This window comes from Lactobacillus equicursoris DSM 19284 = JCM 14600 = CIP 110162 (genome assembly GCF_001434815.1).
GTDB classification, from domain to species: Bacteria; Bacillota; Bacilli; order Lactobacillales; family Lactobacillaceae; genus Lactobacillus; species Lactobacillus equicursoris.
On record NZ_AZDU01000002.1, the window covers coordinates 1 to 21,373 of the forward strand.

Annotated in this window: 16 protein-coding genes; 4 read left to right on the top strand and 12 right to left on the bottom strand. The window is 47.2% G+C overall.

Translation table 11 applies throughout. The annotated features are described in order from the left end of the window. Positions 1 to 142: 142 nt before the first annotated feature. The 6 genes from topA to FC20_RS00680 form a co-directional block, all read right to left on the bottom strand. A complete protein-coding gene (gene topA, locus FC20_RS00655) occupies positions 143 to 2,317 on the bottom strand; it encodes a type I DNA topoisomerase (RefSeq protein ID WP_008459965.1) in 2,175 nt (724 codons plus the stop codon). 112 nt (positions 2,318 to 2,429) lie between these two features. Beyond that, positions 2,430 to 3,275, bottom strand: a complete 846-nt coding sequence (gene dprA / locus FC20_RS00660) for a DNA-processing protein DprA (RefSeq protein ID WP_008459963.1) — start codon at positions 3,273 to 3,275, stop codon at positions 2,430 to 2,432. Positions 3,276 to 3,536: 261 nt separating this feature from the next. Beyond that, positions 3,537 to 4,307, bottom strand: coding sequence for a ribonuclease HII (locus FC20_RS00665; RefSeq protein ID WP_008459962.1), 771 nt, complete (start codon positions 4,305 to 4,307; stop codon positions 3,537 to 3,539). Continuing rightward, positions 4,297 to 5,148 (bottom strand): ribosome biogenesis GTPase YlqF, encoded by an 852-nt coding sequence (gene ylqF / locus FC20_RS00670; protein WP_008459961.1) that lies wholly within the window; start codon positions 5,146 to 5,148, stop codon positions 4,297 to 4,299. Before ylqF ends, FC20_RS00665 begins: the two co-directional genes overlap by 11 nt. Before the next feature lie 64 nt (positions 5,149 to 5,212). After that, positions 5,213 to 5,443: a YozE family protein gene (locus FC20_RS00675; protein ID WP_008459960.1), complete on the bottom strand. Its 231-nt coding sequence runs from the start codon at positions 5,441 to 5,443 to the stop codon at positions 5,213 to 5,215. A gap of 40 nt (positions 5,444 to 5,483) precedes the next feature. Further along, entirely contained in the window at positions 5,484 to 6,329 is an 846-nt protein-coding gene (locus FC20_RS00680) for a DegV family protein (RefSeq protein WP_008459959.1), read from the bottom strand. A gap of 138 nt (positions 6,330 to 6,467) precedes the next feature. Between FC20_RS00680 and trhA the strand changes: the two genes are divergently transcribed. Then, a complete protein-coding gene (gene trhA, locus FC20_RS00685; RefSeq protein WP_008459958.1) occupies positions 6,468 to 7,130 on the top strand; it encodes a PAQR family membrane homeostasis protein TrhA in 663 nt (220 codons plus the stop codon). Between the two features lie 56 nt (positions 7,131 to 7,186). Here trhA and FC20_RS00690 read toward each other — a convergent pair whose 3' ends face one another. Then, entirely contained in the window at positions 7,187 to 8,377 is a 1,191-nt protein-coding gene (locus tag FC20_RS00690) for a CCA tRNA nucleotidyltransferase (protein ID WP_008459957.1), read from the bottom strand. 81 nt (positions 8,378 to 8,458) lie between these two features. Between FC20_RS00690 and FC20_RS00695 the strand changes: the two genes are divergently transcribed. Continuing rightward, positions 8,459 to 9,358 carry a YitT family protein gene (locus FC20_RS00695; RefSeq protein WP_008459956.1) on the top strand — a complete coding sequence of 300 codons (900 nt, stop codon included), beginning with the start codon at positions 8,459 to 8,461 and terminating at the stop codon, positions 9,356 to 9,358. Between the two features lie 75 nt (positions 9,359 to 9,433). Here FC20_RS00695 and FC20_RS00700 read toward each other — a convergent pair whose 3' ends face one another. The 3 genes from FC20_RS00700 to FC20_RS00710 all read right to left on the bottom strand — a co-directional run bounded on the left by FC20_RS00700 (position 9,434) and on the right by FC20_RS00710 (position 17,203). After that, on the bottom strand, positions 9,434 to 13,570 hold the full coding sequence (locus FC20_RS00700; protein ID WP_008459955.1) for an EAL domain-containing protein: 4,137 nt from the start codon (positions 13,568 to 13,570) through the stop codon (positions 9,434 to 9,436). 127 nt (positions 13,571 to 13,697) lie between these two features. Then, complete coding sequence (locus FC20_RS00705; protein WP_056945275.1) at positions 13,698 to 15,479, bottom strand: ABC transporter ATP-binding protein; 1,782 nt, start codon at positions 15,477 to 15,479, stop codon at positions 13,698 to 13,700. Beyond that, on the bottom strand, positions 15,479 to 17,203 hold the full coding sequence (locus tag FC20_RS00710; RefSeq protein WP_008459953.1) for an ABC transporter ATP-binding protein: 1,725 nt from the start codon (positions 17,201 to 17,203) through the stop codon (positions 15,479 to 15,481). The genes FC20_RS00705 and FC20_RS00710 overlap by 1 nt, the downstream gene beginning before the upstream one ends. A gap of 381 nt (positions 17,204 to 17,584) precedes the next feature. Between FC20_RS00710 and FC20_RS00715 the strand changes: the two genes are divergently transcribed. Beyond that, a complete protein-coding gene (locus tag FC20_RS00715) occupies positions 17,585 to 18,481 on the top strand; it encodes a LysR family transcriptional regulator (RefSeq protein ID WP_008459952.1) in 897 nt (298 codons plus the stop codon). Between the two features lie 32 nt (positions 18,482 to 18,513). Here the strand turns inward: FC20_RS00715 and FC20_RS00720 are convergent, their stop codons facing one another. After that, positions 18,514 to 19,350: a hypothetical protein gene (locus tag FC20_RS00720; protein ID WP_008459950.1), complete on the bottom strand. Its 837-nt coding sequence runs from the start codon at positions 19,348 to 19,350 to the stop codon at positions 18,514 to 18,516. Between the two features lie 260 nt (positions 19,351 to 19,610). Between FC20_RS00720 and FC20_RS00725 the strand changes: the two genes are divergently transcribed. After that, a complete protein-coding gene (locus tag FC20_RS00725; RefSeq protein WP_008459949.1) occupies positions 19,611 to 20,198 on the top strand; it encodes a phosphatase PAP2 family protein in 588 nt (195 codons plus the stop codon). 62 nt (positions 20,199 to 20,260) lie between these two features. Here the strand turns inward: FC20_RS00725 and FC20_RS00730 are convergent, their stop codons facing one another. Then, entirely contained in the window at positions 20,261 to 21,100 is an 840-nt protein-coding gene (locus FC20_RS00730; protein WP_008459947.1) for a DegV family protein, read from the bottom strand. Between the last annotated feature and the right edge of the window lie 273 nt (positions 21,101 to 21,373).

Below are 21,373 nucleotides of genomic sequence, written 5' to 3' on the forward strand. Positions count from 1 at the left end.
GTGGGTGTTCAAATTATTCTTGCAATTTACCAATTGATATTTTTGATTACATTTTTTTACAGCTGTTGGCTACCCAATGATTGACTCGAAAAAAATACCGCCATCAGGCGGCATTTTAATATCTAGTTAAGACTATCTAGCTTTATTCAGCTTCTTCTGGTTCTTGTGGCTCTTCCTTGTAGTCGCCATTTGGACATAAGACCACGATCCCGTCCTTGCGCTTCTTTTCAACCAGGAAGTGACCATCATTTGGACATGCCCGGGCAATCGGCTTGTCCCAGGAAACAAAGTCGCATTCTGGGTAGCGAGAACAGCCATAGAACTTCCGGCCCTTCTTGGACTTCTTCTCCAAAACTTCACCCTTCCCGCACTTAGGGCAGGTAACGCCAATCTTCTTGACGATGGTTTGGGTGTGGCGGCAGTCAGGGAAGCGAGAGCAGCCATAGAACTTGCCATAGCGACCCATCTTGATCAGCATTGGCGCCCCGCAGATCTCACAGTCAAAGCCAGCTGGCTGGTCCTTGATTTGAATCTTTTGAATCTCGCTGTCTGCCTTTTCCAGTTCTTTAGAAAATGGCTTATAATAACGGTCAACAACCTTAGCCCACTCTTCTTTGCCCTTTTCCACTTCGTCCAGATCATTTTCCACCTTGGCCGTGTAGTCAACGCTGGTAATATCTGGGAAGAACTGCTCAACCAAGCCATCGACGATTTCGCCAAGTTCAGTTGGTACGATTGCCTTTCCTTCCAGCTTAACGTAGTTACGAGACTGGATGTTTTGGATGGTTGGGGCATAAGTTGACGGCCGGCCAACGCCGTTTTCTTCAAGGGCCCGGACCAGGCTGGCTTCAGTATAGCGGGCAGGCGGCTGGGTAAAGTGCTGCTTGTTGTCAGACTTGGTCATCTTGACTTCTGCCCCTTCAGCCAGGTCAGGCAGGGCAACGTTTTTGTCACTCCGGTTGTCATAGACCTTGGTATAACCAGCAAACTTCATCACAGAGCCGCTAGCTCTAAAGGTCACGTCATTTTGCGTTAAGTCATAGCGGGCCGTATCAAAGACAGCCGGCGTCATTTCGCTAGCCACAAAGCGGCTCCAAATCAAGGTGTAAAGACGCAGTTCGTCTTTAGTCAGCACCTTCTCCAATGATTTTGGCGTCCGGTAGACGCTAGTTGGACGGACTGCTTCGTGGGCGTCTTGCGCATCTTCTTGGTTCTTGAAGTGGCGCTCTTTCTTAACCGCGTATTCTGCGCCATATTCTTCGTCAATAAACTTGGCAGCTTCTGCCCGGGCAACTGGGCTGATTCTCTTAGAGTCAGTTCTCATGTAAGTAATCAAACCTACCGTGCCTTCTCTGCCCAGGCTCACCCCTTCATAAAGGTGCTGGGCAATGCTCATGGTTTTAGAGGTTCTAAAGTTCAGTCGGCGGTTGGCTTCTTGCTGCATGGTGGAAGTGGTAAATGGGGCAGCGGGCTGTCTCTTGACTTCTCTTTTAACCACCTTGGTTACAGCAAAAGGCTTTTTCTTGTCAGGCTTGGCTAAAACGTCTTGAACAGCTTTGTTATTTGGCAAATCAGCTTTTTTACCCTTTAAGCCGTAAAAAGAGCCTTGAAACTTGCTCTTGCCATGAGCAAATTCAGCTTCAATTGTCCAGTATTCAACTGGCTTAAAGGCCTTGATTTCCTTTTCCCGGTCAATAACCAGCTTCAAGGCAACTGACTGAACGCGCCCTGCTGACAAACCTTTCTTGACCTTGGACCACAAGATTGGGGACAAGGAGTAGCCAACCAAGCGGTCTAAGACCCGGCGGGCCTGCTGGGCATCAACCGTGTCCATGTCGATGGTTCTGGCATGGTTGAAGGCATCTTTAACCGCATCTTTGGTAACTTCGTTAAAGGTAACCCGGTTTTTGTCGTGTTCATCTAAGCCCAAAACGTGGGCAACGTGCCAAGCAATCGCTTCTCCTTCCCGGTCAGGGTCGGAAGCCAGGTAAACTTTATTAGCCTTCTTGGCTTCAGCCTTCAGCTCTTTGATGGTATCGCCCTTGCCGCGAATCGAGATGTATTTTGGCTGGTAGTTGTTGTCTAGGTCAACCCCCATCTGGGACTTGGGCAAATCCCGGATATGGCCTTTAGAGGCAATGACGTGATACTTGTTGCCCAAATATTTCTCAATCGTATGTGCCTTAGCCGGGGATTCAACGATCACCAGGTCCTTCTTGACCTTGCTCTTCTTAGCACGGGTCTTTTTGGTCTTGGCCTTTGTCGTCTTAGCGGCTTTAGTCTTCTTACTTTCGGTATCTTTTGCTTTGGTAGGCATCAAATGCCCCTTTCCCTCAAATTTGAAATTAAATCTCCTTCAATATAGAAATAATTTTGGAAATTGTCAACCAAAGAACAAATGACTTTTTAGAAAAAAGACTAATTTTACTTTACATTAACATTTCAAGCTTGCCGTCAATAATGGGCGTAGCCCCCGCTGAAATCAGCTGATTGGTGCCTTTGGACAAGGGGCTGGTGATTAGTCCTGGCACGGCATAAACGTTGCGATTTTCTTGCAAGGCTAAATTTGCCGTGATTAGCGATCCCGAATGTTCCTTAGCCTCGGTCACGATGACGTTCTTACAGATCCCAGCCAAAATCCGGTTGCGTTCAGGGAAGCGAAAAGGACGCGGCGGCGTATCCGGCAGGTATTCACTCAGCAAGAGCCCACGTTCAGCGATCTGCCGCTGCAGCTCCATGTTCTCTTGCGGGTAAAAATAATTAAGGCCGTTACCTACAACCGCAATCGTCTTGCCGCCAAAACGCAGGGTCATCTGATGGGCAATGGCGTCAACGCCTCGTGCCAGGCCGCTAGCAACGACTTGCTTTCTCTTTATCAAGGCCGGCATGATGTTTTCGATGACCCGGGCCGAATAAGAAGTTGGATACCGGGAGCCCACAATGACCGTGACCTCATGCCTGAGTAAGGACAAGTCGCCTTTGGCAAAAAGCATAATTGGCGGTCTGTAGATTTCTCTCAAGGCCAAAGGGTAGGATTCATCAAAAAAACTAATAATGTTAAACTGCTGTTGTAAATTCTCAATTGCACTTTCATAGCGATCATCCAGGTAGGCGTGTTCAACTAGCGTCAGAATATCTTCTGGCAATTCCAAGCAATTGATCCATTCATGGTCAATATCTTCATCAACCGGCATCTGCTGCATGACCTGCAGAATCTTGAGGTAGCTGAGCCCCTTTTGCAGCTTGAGCCGAAGCAAAAATTCTGTCTTATTCATTTTATAATTATCGATACTGTAATTTTTCTTTCAATTAATGCCACAGCCCAAGCATACTAGAAAAGATAATCTCGTGCTACTTGCAGGTAAATAGCAACAAAGCCTGATCTAGCGTTGTTCTTACATCCAGATCAGATTGTAAGAAGCCGGTCAGCCCAAGCTTTATTGGCCCTGACTTGCAGGCAAAAATATTTTTTAAAAAAACAAGTAAAAACGATCCACTAGCAAAATAGTGAATCGTTTGGTTAACATATCCTACGCTTAATTCTTCCGGTGCTGCTCCAGACTTTCTTTGACCGGGGCAAAGGTCAGCCGATGAATCGGGGTTGGGCCAAATTCCGCTAAGGCCTTTAAGTGCTCGCTAGTCCCGTAGCCGGCATTGCGTTCAAAGCCATATTGCGGGTAGGTTTTGGCATATTCATCCATCAGCTGGTCCCGGTAGACTTTAGCTACAATGGAGGCAGCCGCAATTGAATTGGACTTGGCATCCCCCTTGATCAGCTCAGTTTGCGGCAAGTCAACCGGCACATTCATGGCGTCGACCAAGAGTGCGTCCGGCTTAACGCTGAGCTTTTCAACCGCCTGCTTCATGGCCTGTCGGTCAGCTTCATAGATGTTGATCTGGTCAATCACCTGATTATCCATCAGGCCAATGCCAACCGCCACGGCCTTTTCCAGGATCTGCGGGTATAGAGCCAGGCGACGCGCGGGACTGACCTTTTTGGAATCGTTGACCTCGATTAAGTCAAAGTCCTCTGGCAAAATTACCGCCGCCGCAACGACCGGGCCAGCTAAAGGCCCCCGGCCCACTTCGTCAACGCCGGCCACCAGCTGCCCGCTTTGCCAAAAAGCTTTTTCATAGGCAAAGCGGCCTAAAAATTCTGCCTTCTTCTTTTTCAGCTTTTCTTGCCGGCGATCATAACTGGCTAAAAGCTGAGCGACTCCCTTGCGCGGGTCCTCTCTAAGTTTTTCAAGTAAGGCAGGATCAGGATTTTCTTGCTTTAGCAAGTCTTTGATTTCATTAATTTTCATTATTAACTCTGTCCAAGGTAATTCTGCCCAGCTTGCCCTTTCTTAGCCGCTGCAGCATGAACAAGGAGAAGCGGTCATAGTCATCCCGCATCCCGTTGTTTTGGGTCAGGGCCAAAAGCAGGTCAGTGTCACTAATCGCCGCAATCTTTTCCTTGCTGCAGTTGGCAAACTTTGCCAAGTAAGCTGGATAATACTGCTTTAAAAGTCGAATTACAAACAAGGCAACGTCGTCTGCGTGGAAAATCGTATCCTTGATCGCGCCAAAGGCAGCCAGTTTGTATCCCACGTCCTGGTCTTCAAATTTTGGCCACAGGATCCCTGGCGTATCCAAGATTTGGATGCCGTAGTTAGTCTTCAGCCAGGCCTGCCCCTTGGTAACGCCTGGCTTGTCGCCAGTAATAGCCACGTTATGGCCAACTAAGCGGTTGATGATGGTGGACTTGCCGCAGTTTGGCACGCCAACTAGGGCAATGCGGACGATCGGGTTTGATGCGCCGCGCTCTTCCAGCTTCTTTACCTTTTCGCTAGAAGCCTTCTTAATGAGGGTCACCAAGGCTTGGACGTTGGTGTTGTGCTGGGCATCCATGGCCATGACCAGGGTCCTTGGACCTTGTAATTTCTTTTGCCATAACTTGGTCATGACGGGATCGGCCAAATCCGCCTTGTTCAAGATGATGATGTGGGGCTTGTTGCCAACCAGTTCTTCAATCATCGGGTTTCTGGATGACAGGGGAATCCGGGCATCCAGGATTTCCACGACGACGTCGATCAAAGATAATTTTTCTTCCAGCTGATTTCTGGCCTTGTTCATATGACCAGGAAACCATTGTATTTTAGTCATTCTTATTTCCCTCTTTTTTATTCATAAACGATAGAAAAGGAAGCCGAGGCTCCCTTTGTCATTCCTAATATTGCATTTTATCTTTATACTCTTGATAAGCTTCGTCAAAAATCGTCATGCTGGGCAGGTAAGCTGCATTTTCTTCCAGATACTCTGACAATTTCTCGTAGTCTTGCTCATGCCTTGGAAAAGTTGAGTCAAATTGGGCATTATTGGCAAAAGCCGCGATGTCCTCATTTGAATCCGGATTTCTCAGGGTCATCAAGAATTGATAAAAGCTCTGCCGATACGCCATAAAAATCTACCTCTATCTTTAACTTTTTAGCTTAATTAGCTTATTCAGTGTAAAACATGACTGCGTAAGCTTCGTGGCCTGCATGGGTGATGATGATCGGACTGGTCTCTTGAATAAAGACTTCAACGTTTGGGTTAGCCTCTTCAAAGCGCTTGCCTAAGTCTGCCATCGCTTCTGGCGTGTCAACGTAAGAAATGCCCACGTACTTGACCTGGTCGCCTAAGTCGCGGATCTGGTCAACCAGCATGTCGTCAAATTTCTTGATGAACTTCTTGCCGCGGCCGCGGTAAGGCACGTTCAATTTGCCCTCTTTCATGGTCAAGCCAACATGGAAGTTCAAGGCAGAAATTACCCGGCTAGCCAGCCGGCCCAGGCGGCCGCCAGCTAAGATATTCTTTAAGTTTGGTATCATCATTTCCAGGTGCATGTTTTGCCCGATCGTCTCCAGGTGGTCCAAAATTTCCTGCATGCTCTTGCCGGCAGCTGCATCTTTGGCAGCCGCCAGGCAGTAGTAGCCCTGAGAGCGGTCGGTATAGCCGCAGTCAACAACCGTGATCTTGCCTTCTACCAGCTCAGCGGCTTGTCTGGCAGAATCAACCGTACCAGACAGGCACTTGGCCATGAAGATGCCCAAAACCTCGCTGCCGTCAGCAGTCAGCTCCTTCATTCTTTCCACAAAAAGACCAACAGGCGGTTGACTGGTCTTTGGCAAGGCGTTGGCTTCATCCATCTTTTGGATAAAGTTGGCCCGGGTAATGTCCACTCCATCAGTATAAGTGTGTCCGTCAATCGTGACTGATAAAGGCACAATGGTAATCCCATACTTTTCAATTTCTGCAGAACTCAGTTGTACTGAAGAGTCTGTCATAATCTTGATTTTCGACAATTTACTGACCTCAATTTCCAAATCATCTTACCAAAAATGGTGAGTATGATAGAATCTAAATTAATACATGATTTAGTATAACAAAGTTTTTACAAAAAAATTAAGCTAATTGACTTAAACGAAAGGAACTTTTGACTAATGACGAAAAATCTTTGGCAACCGGTCCCTGACCGCTCAAAAAAATACTTGATCGTTGACAATGTCCTGTCAGCAGTCGTCCACGGCATTGGCTTTGGCCTGGCGGTTGCCGGTCTAGTCATCTTGATCGTCCATGCCGCCCATACCGGCAGCGCCTTAAGAGTCACCACCTTCAGCATTTACGGCTCCTGCATGCTCTTGCTCTACCTTTTTTCCACCCTTTACCACAGCTTGATTTTTACTAGAGCCCGCGGGGTCTTCCAGATCTTTGACCACTCCTCCATCTACATCGCCATTGCTGGGTCTTACACCCCATATACGCTGGTCGCGATCGGCGGGGCCAAGGGCTGGATCATGTTTGGCATCATCTGGGCCTTGGCTGTCACCGGTATCCTTTACTACATCTTCAACCAGGGCAAGCATACCATCTTAGACACCATCCTTTATATCGCCATGGGCTGGATGGTCATCTTGGCCGGCAGCCAGCTGTATAGCCGGCTTGGTTCAACTGGCTTTTGGCTCTTGGTTTGGGGCGGGATCGCCTACACCTTCGGCTGCCTCTTTTTCTCCATGCGGGGACTGGCCTTTAGCCACGTCATCTGGCATTTCTTCGTCTTATTGGGCTCAATCTTGATGTTTTTCTCAGTCTTATTCTATGTCTAATTGTATATACAAAAAGCGCCATTGGCGCTTTTTTACTTACTATTTTTCATAAAAACTTACAGATCTAAAAATGCTGCCAGACTTTCTTCGTCATTAGCCACCTGCCCCAAGACCACGCCTTTTAAAGCCCGGTCTAGCAGGTCGCCCAAGGCTGGAGAGGGCTTGACGCCCTTCTTGATCAGCCAGCCGCCGTCTACGGCTAATTCGCCCTTGTCCTTGATCGGCAAGGCCGCGTAGCGGTCAAGCAGGCTTTGACTGGAAACCGGCTGCCCCAAGAGGGCGGCTGCTTCAAGTGCCTTGGTTAAGGCATTTTGCCCAAAAACAAACAAGTCCCAGTTGCTGACCTGGCCCATGGTCACCTGATCAAAAGCCGTCACGATCGCTTTGGCTTCTTGCCCCATGGCGTTAGAATTTTTCCAGGTCCGCATGAAGGAGGTAACCTTGTTAACCGGTAGGTTGATAATTAAGGCTAAAAGCGCCCAGAAAACTGCCTCGTCAGTGATCCTGCCCTTCAGCTGGGTAAAGACCCGCAACTTCTCTTCTTGGCCAGCCAGCCCTGGACATTCGCCGCTTAGGCCAGTATCAATAAACTTGTCAAAAGCCTCTTGGCTGTTTGGTCCAAGAGCCAGTTTGACTAATTCTTCTCTGATTCTTTCAACCGAAATCTTGCTTAAGAGCACATGGTTGTCAGCAATCGCTGCTTCCGTTTTTTCCTCAAGTGCAAAATTCAGCTGACTCATGAAGCGGACAGCCCGCATCATCCGAAGCGCGTCTTCATGGAAGCGGTCTTCAGCTACGCCAACTGCCTTGATGACCTTTTTCTGCAAATCGCCGAGCCCGTCAAAAAGGTCCACGATTTCGCCTGACAAGTTCATGGCCAGGGTATTGATAGTAAAGTCCCGCCGCTTTAAGTCTTCTTCCAGATTTTGGACAAAAGTCACCTTGTCCGGCCGGCGGAAGTCCTGGTAGCCCGATTCGGTTCTAAAAGTCGTAATCTCGTAAGCTTCACCGCCATACAAGACTGTTACCGTCCCGTGCTGGATGCCGGTGTCAATGCTTTTGGCAAAAGTCTTCTTGACTTCTTCGGGGTAGGCACTAGTGGCAATATCGACATCGTGGATGTGGCGGTCAAGCAGCAAGTCCCGGACGCAGCCGCCGACAAAGTAGGCTTCAAAGCCGGCATCTTCCAAGGCTTGCAAAACCGGCTGGGCTTTTAAAAAGACTTCGGGTAAATTATTTATCTTCATCTTTTGCTTCAACTTCTCCATTTTCATAATTATTTGTTACAATTGATTACGCATGGGGTTAATTAGAAAGGAGTAATTATAATGTCTAAGTCACCTTTGAAATGGACATTTAGCAATACGATCGATCTAATCATGATTGCACTTGGTGCAGCCATCTACGCCTTTAGCGTGGACATGGTCTCCATCCCCAACAAGCTGGCTGACGGGGGCCTATCCGGCTTCACCTTGATCATTCGGCACTTCTGGGGGATCAATCCCGGGATCAGCACCTTCATCATCAACATCCCCTTGATTATTCTTGGCTTAAAATACATGGGCAAGAGAGCCATGATCTATACAGCCTGGGGGACCCTTTGCCTTTCCTTATTCCTTAATGCGTGGTCTCTGCAATCTATTATAAAACAAGTTCCGCTTCATCACGACCCCTTCTTGGCCACGGTGACGGCCGGATGCGTATCAGGCCTTGGCCTGGGTCTAGTTTTTCGCTATAACGGAACGACCGGGGGCAGCGACATTATCGCCCGAATCGTCCAAGAAAAATACGGCATTGCGCCAGGCAACGGAATGCTGGCCTTAGACATGCTTGCTCTCTTTTGCTCGCTGTCTTACCTAGACTTTTACCATGTGGGCTATACCATGGTTTCTTGCTATATCTTGACCAAAGTCCTAGACATGATCGCTGAAGGTGGCCGTAGAGCCCGCGGAGCCTTCATCATCTCCCAAAAATATCAGGAGATTGCCAAGCTGATCGACCTGGAACTAGAGCGCGGCTTTACCTACATTAACGCTGAAGGCGGATATTCTAACGAAAAGCAGCACGTGATTTACCTGGTTTTAGAGCCGAAGGAAATCCCGAAGCTGAAAAAAATAGTCAAGGTCGAAGATCCCAAGGCCTTCATCACCTTCTTTGATGCTACCGAAGCTATCGGCGAAGGCTTCAGCTACAAGACTAAGGGATCAAACTTTTTGATTAGAAAATAGTCAAAAAACATCAATCACTACTCAAAAACTAAGTAGAGCAAAAAGCAGTCATCTAATGATGACTGCTTTTATTTTTTAGTCTTGGTCATTTTGATCCATTCTATAGACCGCATCGCGGAGCTTCTTCATAAAGACTGGCGCAAGATGCCACAGCATGGTTTCCGGATCGATATCCCCTTGGTCAAAGTAATCTGTCAATATCAAGTAGGCGATATCGTGTTTTTCATCGTCTCTAACAGGAACAATCAGCAGATTTTCTAACTGGTAGCTATCCAAAAAGCTGAGGCGCTGATCAATCTCTGGATAGGCCTTCATGAACTCATGTAGATCCTTGACCCGCAAAACGCCTTCTTGATCCAAGATCTTTTGGAACGGTTCAAATAATTGCAAGTTAACCCTTTGCAAATCAGCTTTAAAGGGTTTGTCCTTGGCCCATTCATAGTTAATAGTCATGGTCGTCTGGTCAATTTCAATCAAGGCCGCATGGCTGGCTCTGGTAACTTCACCAAGTTCTTTAAGAGCCTTCTGGATGGCATTAAAGTACTGGTGATCGTCAAGGAGGTAAGACCGTACAGCAAAGTATTCTTCTGAAGTCGACGCAACCCTTCTTAGCTGACGGTCATCACCGCGATTAGCAGTAAAGACCGTTACCACGCAGTCAGGCAAAGCTGCCGCTTTAGTATAGTAGTTGACCCAGGCGCGCATCCCCCGGTCATAGCATTGGCCCTGAACGCTGCGGCCTTTAATGGCCTGACCGCTAGTTGCTAGCCAGTCCGGATATCCCGTCAGTATTTCGCGGTAACGCCGGCCCAGGAGTTCATCCTTGTTGGCCCCATATAGTTCCAGATAGCATTCATTGACAAAAATCAAGATGCCATCCACAACCTGGTCGCCCCGGGCATTAAAGACTGGCTTATAGATGATCATTGGGAGCGGCAGGTCCAGGTACTCATCAAAGGAATCAAAGGAGATTTTTTGTTCACTTTGACTACGGTATAAGGCCAAGTTGACGGCTTCAATGCCGTTTTCGGCTTCTGAGCCAAGCGCTAGGCCAAAGAGGGGCTTGAGGTCACAAGAGATTCCCGCCACCTCATGAATATTTCTCAGTTCATTTACCACGTCTTTGCTTTCAGCCAGTATTTCTTGTTTGCCTAGCAAGTTGCTGATTACGACAAAGGAAGCATCTTTAATCCGGCCAATGATGGAGCTGGTCCCCATCTCATTCTTGATGGCCTTGGCGCATTGGTCAATCAGCTGGCTGGTAAAGCGCTGACCATTTGCCATTTTCAGCTGGTCAAAGTTGCTGATTTCAATCCAGCAGGCAACATAGTCTTGTCCGTTCTTCTTATAGGCATCGTCATATTTGATGATTTCTGGAACCAAGCTGTTCGAGTTTAAAACATTGGCCATATTGTCAACTAGCGGCTGACTTTTGGCTGGCAACTTCTTTTCTCTTTGCAGATTTTCCGTTTCAAAGTAGCCAACCAGACCAACCACCTTGCCATTGTCAAAAATCGGGAACTTCGACGCATGGATGGGCTGAATTACCCCATCAAAGACCATGGTGGTCTTGGCATTGATAATTGCCCGGCCTTCTTCTAGGACCATCAGCTCGTCTTCTCTAAAAGGCTTATTGCTGACGTGCCAGCCAATCTGGTCATCAGTCTTGCCAATGATCTCACTGGCACTCTTAAAGCCGTAAAAGTCCAGAAAAGCCTGGCTGACCCCAACAAAGCGGCGCTGAGTATCCTTCCAGAATAACTTGATATTGCTTTCATCAAGCAGGGTTTGCCAAACCCTGCTTTGAGCATTGCCAAAGGAGGAATCAAACCCCCGCTGCTGGCCCTTAAGGATGTTCTTCATCAAGTCTTCACGCTGATATTCTTCAGCATTGGTGTCGATCTTGACCAAAAGCATGATCTGGTTTTCTTTGACCTTGATGATGGTGTAGTCGGTCCAGACATAGTTTTCAACGCTGGTTTGCGTTCTCAAACTGACCGTGAACCAGTTTTTATCTTGTTGTTTAAAAATGTCACTCAAAGCCTGATAATCAAGCAGATTTCGCCACTTGGACAAGTCATCGTGCATGATGCAGCGCAGACCATAGTCAACGGAAAAGTCCCGAATGCCGTGAATAGTTAAGCCGCCCTTTTCCCCTGGCAGGTCACTGGTTAAGACCTTCCATTCGTCTTGAGCATAATCCAGCAGGTAAATGCGATTGTAAATTGGCAAAATATTCTTTAAAGAGGTATCGAGATTAAGCTCTCTTTCCTCAAGCTCGCTCACCATCCCATCAACCATCATTAAGAGCAGGCAATTATTGCGGCCTTCAGCCACCGGTTTAAAGGAAATTTGGTAGTAGTGGTTGCCGTAGACAAAGGTCTTAGAAACCTTTTGGTGGGAGTAAATTGCTCTTTCAGCCAATTTCAAGAAGCGCTCGCTTTGGACAAAATCATCCCCAAGCTTATTTTGCTTGAAGAAGTCTTGGAGACTCTTATTCGCAAAAAGCGACCGGCAGTCAGTCCCGTCGTAGGAATAGATGGCTAGCGGCTGGGCCACCATCACGTCGATCTTGCCCGCACGGTTGTACATGCGGGCTTCTTCCTCATTTTCAAAAGGGAGCTTTTTAAAAATCAAGTTCGGCTCCAGCTCCTTATAAGGCAAAGGCTTGCTGTAGTAAAAGCCCTGGATCCGCTCGCAACCGCAGTCGCTCAAAAAATCAAGCTGTTGCTTGGTCTCGACCCCTTCACACAGGGTGTGGATGCCTAAAGACTTGGCCATGGAGATAGCTTTAGACACGATTTTCTTCGAGCGCTCATTAAAGTTGCGCATGAAGTTCATGTCAATCTTGATCTCATTAAACTTAAAGTCCTTTAAGGCATTCAAAGATGAATAGCCGCTCCCGAAGTCATCCATCCAAACCTTAAAGCCGAGCTTTTGGAAGCGGTCGATCGCTTGGACGATTTCTTCCCGGCTACGCATGACAGCTGTTTCCGTGATTTCGATTGGAAGCAGGTCATGGCCTAAATGATGGCTGTCGACGATTTTGGCTACTTCGGCCACTGGGTCGATGCTGGTAAAGTCTGAGCGAGAAATATTGACGGAAACCGGCACAATCGCCTGCCCTTTGTCAAAGCGCTCATTCATCATTTCGGTGACTTTTCTAACCACGTACAAGTCCAGCTTGTGAGATAAGTTGGCTTCTTCTAAAACCGGGATAAAGACGCCAGGTGAAATAAAGCCATACTGTGGGTCAATCCAGCGGCTTAAGGCTTCCAGGTTGCAGACCTTTCGGCTCAAGGTGCGGACAACCGGCTGGTAGTAAACCTGGATCCAGCCCTTTTCTAAGGCCTCGTCTAAGTGGCTTAACAGGTATTCCTGCATCTGGAACTTCCTGCTCATCCGGTCATCGTAGTAGACAACTCCAGATTCATTAGGATTGTCCAGACTTTCGCCGGCAATCCGTGCTTGGTTCAGCGCCGCGGTAAAGTCGTCTTGACCGTAGACAAACTTTCTGACCCCAATCCGGACTTCCCGCCGGGTCTTGATCTGGTCAGCCAGTTTTTTCAGCTGCTCTTCCAGGCCTTCAACCGAGCCAAAGGCATAAAAGCGATCTTCAACCGCTCTAGTAGAGGCAAATTCACCAAAGCAGTCTTTAATGGTTTGGCCAACAAAGTGCAGCAAGTCATCGCCTTTTTGGTAGCCAAACTTGTTGTTATATTCCTTCATCCCCACCAGGTCAAAGGAAATGAGGCAGACCTGCTGGCCAGCCTTGGCTAGTTCCTTGATTTGACTTAGGGCAACTTCTTTAAAGGAATGCAGGTCCAGAAGGCCAGTAACCCGGTCTTTTTGCAGGGAAAATGGCCGCAAGTAAAAAAGCTGGACCTTCTCTTCGCCAACTTCCGCTTCTTTAACTGTCAGGTTCAGCAGCTTCTTCTTGCCAGCCTGGTCAGTCAAAAGCAGCTTACAGAGATTGACACTACCCTTCTCTTTCAACTGATCGGCAACTTTCTTGGCTAGGCTCTGCCAAAAGTTAGACTGAAGGTAATTAGCCAGTTCTTGGTCATCCTGGCATGACAATAATTCAAGCAGCTTGTGATTGGCATAGACAAGTTCTAAGTGATCAGCCCCAATTTTGGCAGCCATAAATGGTTCATAGACAAAAAAAAACAGCATCTTGGTTTCTTGATTAATCTTCTTTTCATCCCTCATGCTCAATCTCCGCTTTCTAACTTTGTAAAGCTTAATTTTAAAGCTATTCTTTCATTATTTTAGCATAAAAGCAATAGGATCACCTACTTTTCCGGTGATCCTATCAGAAAATATTAAGTTAGCGCTTTTAAGCCAATTTAGCAAACTGACTGTTGTAAAGCTTGTAGTAAAAGCCTTTTTTAGCGAGCAAGTCTTCGTGCTGGCCCCGTTCAATAATCTGGCCATCCTTCATCACCAAGATTAAGTCACTATTGACGATTGTCGATAAGCGGTGAGCAACCACAAAGCTGGTCCGCCCCTCCATCAGCTTGTCAAATGCTTTCTGGATCAGCATTTCAGTTCTGGTGTCGATCGAACTAGTGGCTTCATCCAAAATCAGCATTGGCGGCTTAACCAGCATGACCCGGGTAATGCAGAGGAGCTGCTTTTGCCCGGCACTTAGGCTATCAGCCAAGAGCTCAGTATCAAGGCCCTGAGACAAGCGCTTGATAAAGTCCCAGCTGTGAGCTTCTTTGGCAGCTTCGATAATCTCTTCATCAGTGGCGTCTTCCTTCCCAAAGGCAATGTTGTCTCTGACCGTGCCTTCTTCCAGCCAGGTGTCTTGCAAAACCATGCCGAATTTTTCCCGGAGAGACGAGCGGTTGACGCTGTATATGCTCTGATCATCGATCAGGATGTCGCCATCTTGGGCATCATAAAAGCGCATCAAGAGGTTGATTGTGGTCGTCTTGCCGCAGCCGGTTGGCCCCACCAAGGCAATCCGCATCCCCTTTTTGGCAGTCAAGTAAAAGTCGCGGATTAATGGCTTGTCAGGCGTATAGGAAAAGTCAACATGGTCTAAGCGTACTGTTCCAGCTCCTAAAGTTAGACCTGGCTTCTCTTCCTTGCCAGTCAAGCTGACGGCATCGATTTCCGGCTCTTGCTCAATCAGTTCAAAGACCCGGCTGGCACAAGCTGCCGCATTTTGCAATTCGGTTACGACGGAACTGATGTCGTTAAAAGGCTTCATGTACTGGTTGGCATAGTTTAAAAGTGCACTAAGCCCCCCCACGGTCAGGCGCCCACTGATGATAGCCAAGGCCCCGGCTAAGGCCACCAAGGCATAGATCAAGGAGTTGATAAAACGGGTGGCTGGGTTAGTCAAACTAGAGAAGAAGGTGGCTTTTTGGCTGTATTCTTGCAGCTGCTCATTGATCTTAGCAAAACGCTTTGAAGCCCGGCCTTCATAGCCAAAAGCTTTAACCACCTTGACCCCGCCGACCATTTCTTCGATTAAGGCCGTTTGAACGCCCCGGGTTTGGCTTTGCAGACGAAACATCTGATAAGAATGCCCAGCAATAAAATGGGCTACTACAAAACTAAGCGGCGTCAGTAAAATCACTAATAAGGTGATCAAGACGGACTTTGAGAACATGAAGACCAAGGTGGCAAAGATGGTCACACCCCCGGTAAAAAGCTGAGAAAAGCCTAACAGCAAACCATCTGACAATTGATCGGTGTCGGCAATGATCCGGGAAACAATATCCCCGCTTGAATGGCTATCAAGGTAGGACAAAGGCAGGACCTGGATTTGCCGAATAGCCCGCTGGCGGATGTCTTGGATGGTTTGGTAGATCAACTTATTGTTGATCAAGCCCATGACCCAAGAAGCTGCCGCTGACAAGGCGATCAAAACGGCAATCTGGCCTAAGTAGCCAGTGATTTTGCCAAAGTCTACCCTGCCGGGACCAACAATCTGGTCAATGGCATTCCCAAAGACGATCGGCACGTACAGCTGGAGCAAGACGGACACGCCAGCCAAGAGGATACTGAAAAAGAGGAGCAGACGGTAGCGGCTGATGAACTTCAAGACCTTGCCAATAGCCTGCCAGCTTTGGGCATTGCTTTGTTGCTTCTTTTTATTTGCCATTATTCACCCTCCTTTTCTTTAGGAAACTGTGAGTAGTAGATTTCTTGGTAAACTGGATTATTCTTCAAGAGTTCGGCGTGCGTCCCCCGTCCAGCCAACTTTCCATCATCTAAAACCAGGATCTGGTCTGCCTGCATGACTGAGCTGGCTCTTTGCGAAACCAGTATGGTCGTTGGCTTAGGATCTAGCTTGGCCAGGCTCTGGCGCAGCTTGGCAGAAGTGGCTAAGTCTAAGGCGCTGTCGCTGTCATCTAACAGCAGGATGCCGGCTTTTTTGACTAAAGCCCGAGCAATGGTCAAGCGCTGCTTTTGCCCGCCGGACAGGTTCCGTCCTTCTTGTTCCAGCTCAAAGTCAAGGCCGCCTTTTTTACTGGATACAAAGTCAGCAGCTTGCGCCACCTTTAAGGCTTCCCACAAGTCAGCGTCGCTAGCCTGGCTGCTGGCGTATTTCAGATTGTCTCTGATCGTTCCCTTAAAGAGCTGGGCTTTCTGCGGCACCAGGGCAAATTGGGCAAGCAGGTCTTCTTTGCTGTAATCTTGAACCTTTCTTCCGCCTAATAATAGGTTGCCGCTGGTCACGTCATAAAAGCGGGTCAAGAGGCTAATCAAGCTAGTCTTCCCGCTCCCGGTCCCGCCGATGATGCCCACGGTTTCTCCAGGCTTAACAGAAAAAGAAATCTGACTAATACTTGGCCCACCAGCACCGGGATAAGTGAAGCTGACGTTTTCTACCTTAATTGACTTGTCTTGAGGCTTAGCACCACTTTCTGGGTAGGTCAAATCGTTTTCCGTAGCCAGCACCTGGCCAACCCGGTCCCCGCAGGCCCAGGCCCGGTTAATGGTGATGATCAAGCTGGCTAATTTGATCAGTTCCACGATCATTTGGGCCAGGTAGTTGTAAAGAGCCACCACCTGCCCTTGAGCCATCTGGCCTTGGTTAACCTCTTGGCCGCCAAACCAGATCAAGGCAATCATAGCCAGGTTGATCATGACGTAGGTAATCGGGTTTAAGGCAACCGACAGACGACCGACAAACTCGTTCAGCGTGGTCATGGCCGTCAGCTTGGCATCAAACTTGGCAACTTCGCTCTTTTCCTTGCGAAAGGCCCGGATTACCCGGACACCAGTCAAGTTTTCGCTGGTTAGGCGGGTAATTTCGTCAAGGCTTTTTTGTACCTTTCGGTATAAGGGGATGCTGACCAGCATGATGCCAAAAGCGACCAGTGCCAAAAGCGGCACGGCCACCAAAAAAATCAAGGCTGCTTTGACATTGATCAAAAAGGCGGCGATCATGGAGCCAAAAACGATAAAGGGGCTCCGCAAGAGCAAACGCAGTGCCATGTTGCAGCCGGTCTGCACTTGGTTGATGTCGCTGGTCAAGCGGGTAATTAAGGAACTTGGCGATAGCTGGTCAATTTTGGCAAAGCTGAGGCTTTCAACCTTGTCAAAAGTGGCCTGTCTAAGCTTGGTCGCCATCCCCACGCTGGCTTTGGCCGCAAACCACTGGGCCGTGATGCTGGCCGCAATTCCCAAGAAGGCCAGTAAAAATAACAAGCCTACTTGACCAAAGATGTATGGCTGGTTATGGGTCTTAATCCCCTGGTCGATGATCCGGGCGACGACAATCGGCACAAATAAGTCAAATAAAGCTTCCAAAAGCTTAAAAAGTGGTGCCAATATGCTTTCTTTGCGATAGTCGCTTAAGTACTTAAAAACATATCTCATTAATAAACCTCTCTTCGTCAGTTTGTGCTTCACAATTCTATCATATTTTTGCCTAAGTAATTACATCAATTAATCAAATTATAAAAATAGATAAAATTTTCCAGCAAATGGGGAATTTTGCTTGCATTTTAGCCAATTTCGCAATAAAGTTTAGTCATAGTATCAATTCTAAATCTTGCTCTTGAATAATTCTTTCCGTTAGTTCAGGTTAACAACAGCGGTGCAAGTCCGGAATCTCTATTTTTGGATAGATTTAATCAATTTTTTAATAACAGGTGTTTTTTTTTAGTTAGAATTGATTTATGATTATATCAGAACTGTTTGTTCACTTTGCATGTTGATAAAACATTTCAATCTTTTTAGAATGAGGAGCTCACTACCTTGAGAATCGAACACTTAGAAATTTTTGTCAGCGCTGCTGAAACGCAGAGCTTCACAAAAACTGCTCAGAACATGAACATGTCTCAGCCAGCCGTTTCTTTGGCAATTTCATCAATTGAAAAGCAGCTTGGCTACCAATTGTTTAGCAGATCCCGCCGCAGAATGTTGCTGACCTCAGCAGGCCGTTCTTTATATAGCAGCATCAAGAACGGTTTAAACGACTACCGCACCGCCGTTACTAAGGCTAAGCGCATTGCCCTGTCAGAAGGGCAAGTCACCATCAGAATCGGCTTAAGCGGCAACTTAGCTGAACAAATTATTTTGCCGCGCCTAGTTCGGGAATACCGGGCAACGCACGAAAATGTCAACATTGAATTCTACGTTGACGACAACGGTACTCTTTTTGACAAGCTGTTTACCCATGAACTGGACCTGGTTTTGTCAACGCCGGAAGCCATGCCAAAGTACCCAATCTTCAACACCAACAATGTAGCAAAGCTCAAGTGGTGCGTATTGGTGCCAACTGACTCACCACTGGCTGAAAAGGACGAAATGACGGATGAGGACTTAAACGGCAGCGACCTAGTCTTCTTAGACCTCAGCTGTTCATCACCGCTCATTACCTTGATGCAGGACAAGGTTGAACAAAAGTGCAAAGACAGCCGAATCTTCTTTGCCAACAATGTCGTTGCCCAAGCCATGATGGTCATGGCCCACCAAGGCATCGCCATTCAGCCATACGTTGGCAAGCTGTCTAATGACAACTTTGCCGACTTAAAGAGAATTCCGTTCATTACCGAATTGTCTTCAAATGTCAGCTTCATTACCGCTCAAGACAGCGACAACCAAAACATCGTTGACCTCCTGAGCTGGATGAAGGGGCAAGATTTAATCTAATAAATATAAAAAGCAGCCACATGGCTGCTTTTTTATTTGAACTCAATGTAATTGTGGCTGCACTTAGCCAATAGGTTATGCAAATCCCCGATCTTCCAGCACTTTTTATCGATTTCGTCGGCAAATTCTTGATAAAAAGAATCTGAACACAGATCGATAATCTTGCTGTCAGCTTCTTGGTAAAGCTGGTACAAATCGACCTCTTTTAAAGAAGTTACGATATCAGAGCGTTGGTAGGCTGGGTCGGTTAATAGGCTCTTTTGCCGACTAGTCTTTAATTGACAGCCCCACATGCTGGCTCTTTGCCGCAGCAACTCTAGGCATGCCGCATTTAAGGTGATTGCATCCTGCAAAAGAGTCCAAGCACTGCCCTTTCTGGCTGGCAGGGGCGTTTCAAAAGCATAGCGGCAGTCCAGGGTCAAGAAATGTCCCATCTCCTGACTGCAGTCAAAACGGCGCATCTGGTGCAGGCTGACCAAGTCTAGAGGCCGGTTTCTCAAGGAAAAGAAGCTAAAATAGGCATATGAGCCAAAGGCCTGAACGTGCTGACCAGTAACGTTTAACAGGCGAGAAAGAAACTTCTTGATGGTCAATTCCCGGTCGGGCGCTGTCTTATAGGCCTGATAAAAGAGGCTGCGGGTGGTCATTTTTTCCAGTAAAATTAGTCCTTCTTCTTGATCAAAAACCACAGTCTGGTATTTATCCTGGATCGGCTTTAGCTGGCAGTCAAAGGCAAACAAGGTGCTGGGCTTGATCCGGTAATTATTATCGATGGTAACCTTCTCTTCTAACGCTTCATTCGCCAATAAATCTGGCAAGAGCTCTCGCCGAATCACCTGCTTAGCCATCATCTTGATCGTTTTTTTCATTGCGCTTTTTTCTCCTATCATCTCAAGGCTCTTGTAAAAATATGCATCGAACACTCCCAAGTCCTGATATTTTTAGCCTCCATTAATTTAGCAAACCTTTTCTAAAATAGCAAGCGGTTTCATCAAGAAAAGGCCACACTTTTGTTTCCGCTTTCTTGCAGGTTGCTTTTCTTCTCTGCGACGTGTAAAATATTTCCGGTAATACCGAACTTTTACGCTGGGTGAACTCCTGGCTTTGAATAGCAAAAGGACGAGAAAACTTGCGAATTGATATTATCTCATTAATCATCTCTGGTTTCGTCTTGCTGTGGCTGATTCTCAACATTCTTTTTTCACCAAGCTTCAACCGCTTCGATCAGGCCTTGCACCAGAAATTAGTAAAAACGCAGAAAAACATTTTTTGGAAAATCATTGCCTTTGTCAACGAGCCCAAATTAGTGATTGTTTGGGATGTCCTCTTGGCAGGCCTTCTCTTAAATGATGGCAACTATCCCTTAGCCCTGTGGACCTTGGTAACCTTAGGCTTTACTGATGGGGCTGGTTTTGTCATCAAGCATATCGTGAAGAGAAACCGCCCCCACGCCCACTTATCTGAAGAAGAAGGATACAGCTTCCCTAGCGGCCATGTCTTAGGCGCAACCACGATGTGTCTCATCTTGTACGCCCTCCTTCGCCGGGTCCTGCCAGAATTTTTTAGCATTTTCCTGATTGTCTACTGGCTCTTTGTGGTCATCTCCCGCTTAAACCTGCGGGCCCACTACCCTTCAGACGTCTTAGGCGCAGTTGCCTTATCGGTCTTTTGCTTCACGGTCGTTCAAAGCATCTACGCTGCTCTTTTTTTGCAATAGAGAAAATAGAAAAGAAAAAACGTCCAAGAATCATCTTGGACGTTTTCATATACTATTAAACTCTATGCATTTACAAAGGCCACCATCAAGCCGCCGCGTTCAGCATAAAAAGAACAAAGCCCTCGCATCGGGCGAATGGTAATCTTGGCATCTGGATACTTTTCTAAAATCAGCTCTTTGAGCTTTTCAGCATCGGTCAGGTTTTCGCATTCATCGATAATCACCCGGCCGCCTTGATACTTATTTTCTTCCATTTGCTTAACCAGCTCTTTGAGCGCCTTCTTCATCCCGCGGGCCTTGGTCAACGGTTTTAAGTCGCCGTCGACGCTGGCCGTCCCAATCAGGTTGATCTTGAGTAGGCCAGCTAACTTGGCTACGGCTGGGGACACCCGACCATTTAAGGAAAGATTTCTCAAAGATTGTAACAAAAAGAGCAAACTCGTTTTGGTCCGGTATTCAGCAATCTTGCTTTCTAGGTCAGCAAAGCGCAGCTTCGGGTCTTGCAGCATCTCTTCGATGCCTTCTATGATCAGCTCGAGCTCTGGCCCTGCCGACCGGGAGTCAACCACAATAATCTTGGCCAGGGGGTGGCTTTCCAGGTAAATATCTCTAGCCTGCAAGGCTGACGAGTAAGTCCCCGACATGCCGCTGGTAATGGTCACGATAATGGCTTGCTCCGCCCCGTCTAAAGCATCCAGCCAGCGCTGGATGCTGGGAGCCGCGGTCTTGCCAGCTTCTTGGTTGACCTCCATCTTGGTTAAAAAGTCGCTGATATTTAAATTTTCATCGTCAAGCAGGTTCTCTTCGCCAAAAGTCAAAGTCAGTGGCACCACCTCTAAGTTGCGGGCTGGGTCTGACAAGGTGTTGGCGCTTGAGTCCACGATTAGTCTTACATTTTCCATTTTATTCAATCCTCACTTTGCAATCAGCTCATGATCCTCTGCCTCTATTTTAACAGTTTTTCATGCCAAAAATGCATCTTTAGCGAACCGCTTCCAGAGATTTTTGTCAAATCTTTTCCTAAGAAAGTAAAATAAGCGTAAAAAAGCGTTTTTGGAATCACTTTCAAAAAATACGCTGTTTACGGATTCACAAACTTATACTATAATGAACTTGTAAATAATTACAGAGCGTATGCTCTTGCTGGTAGCAAGCTACTAGCGTATTTTAAGGAG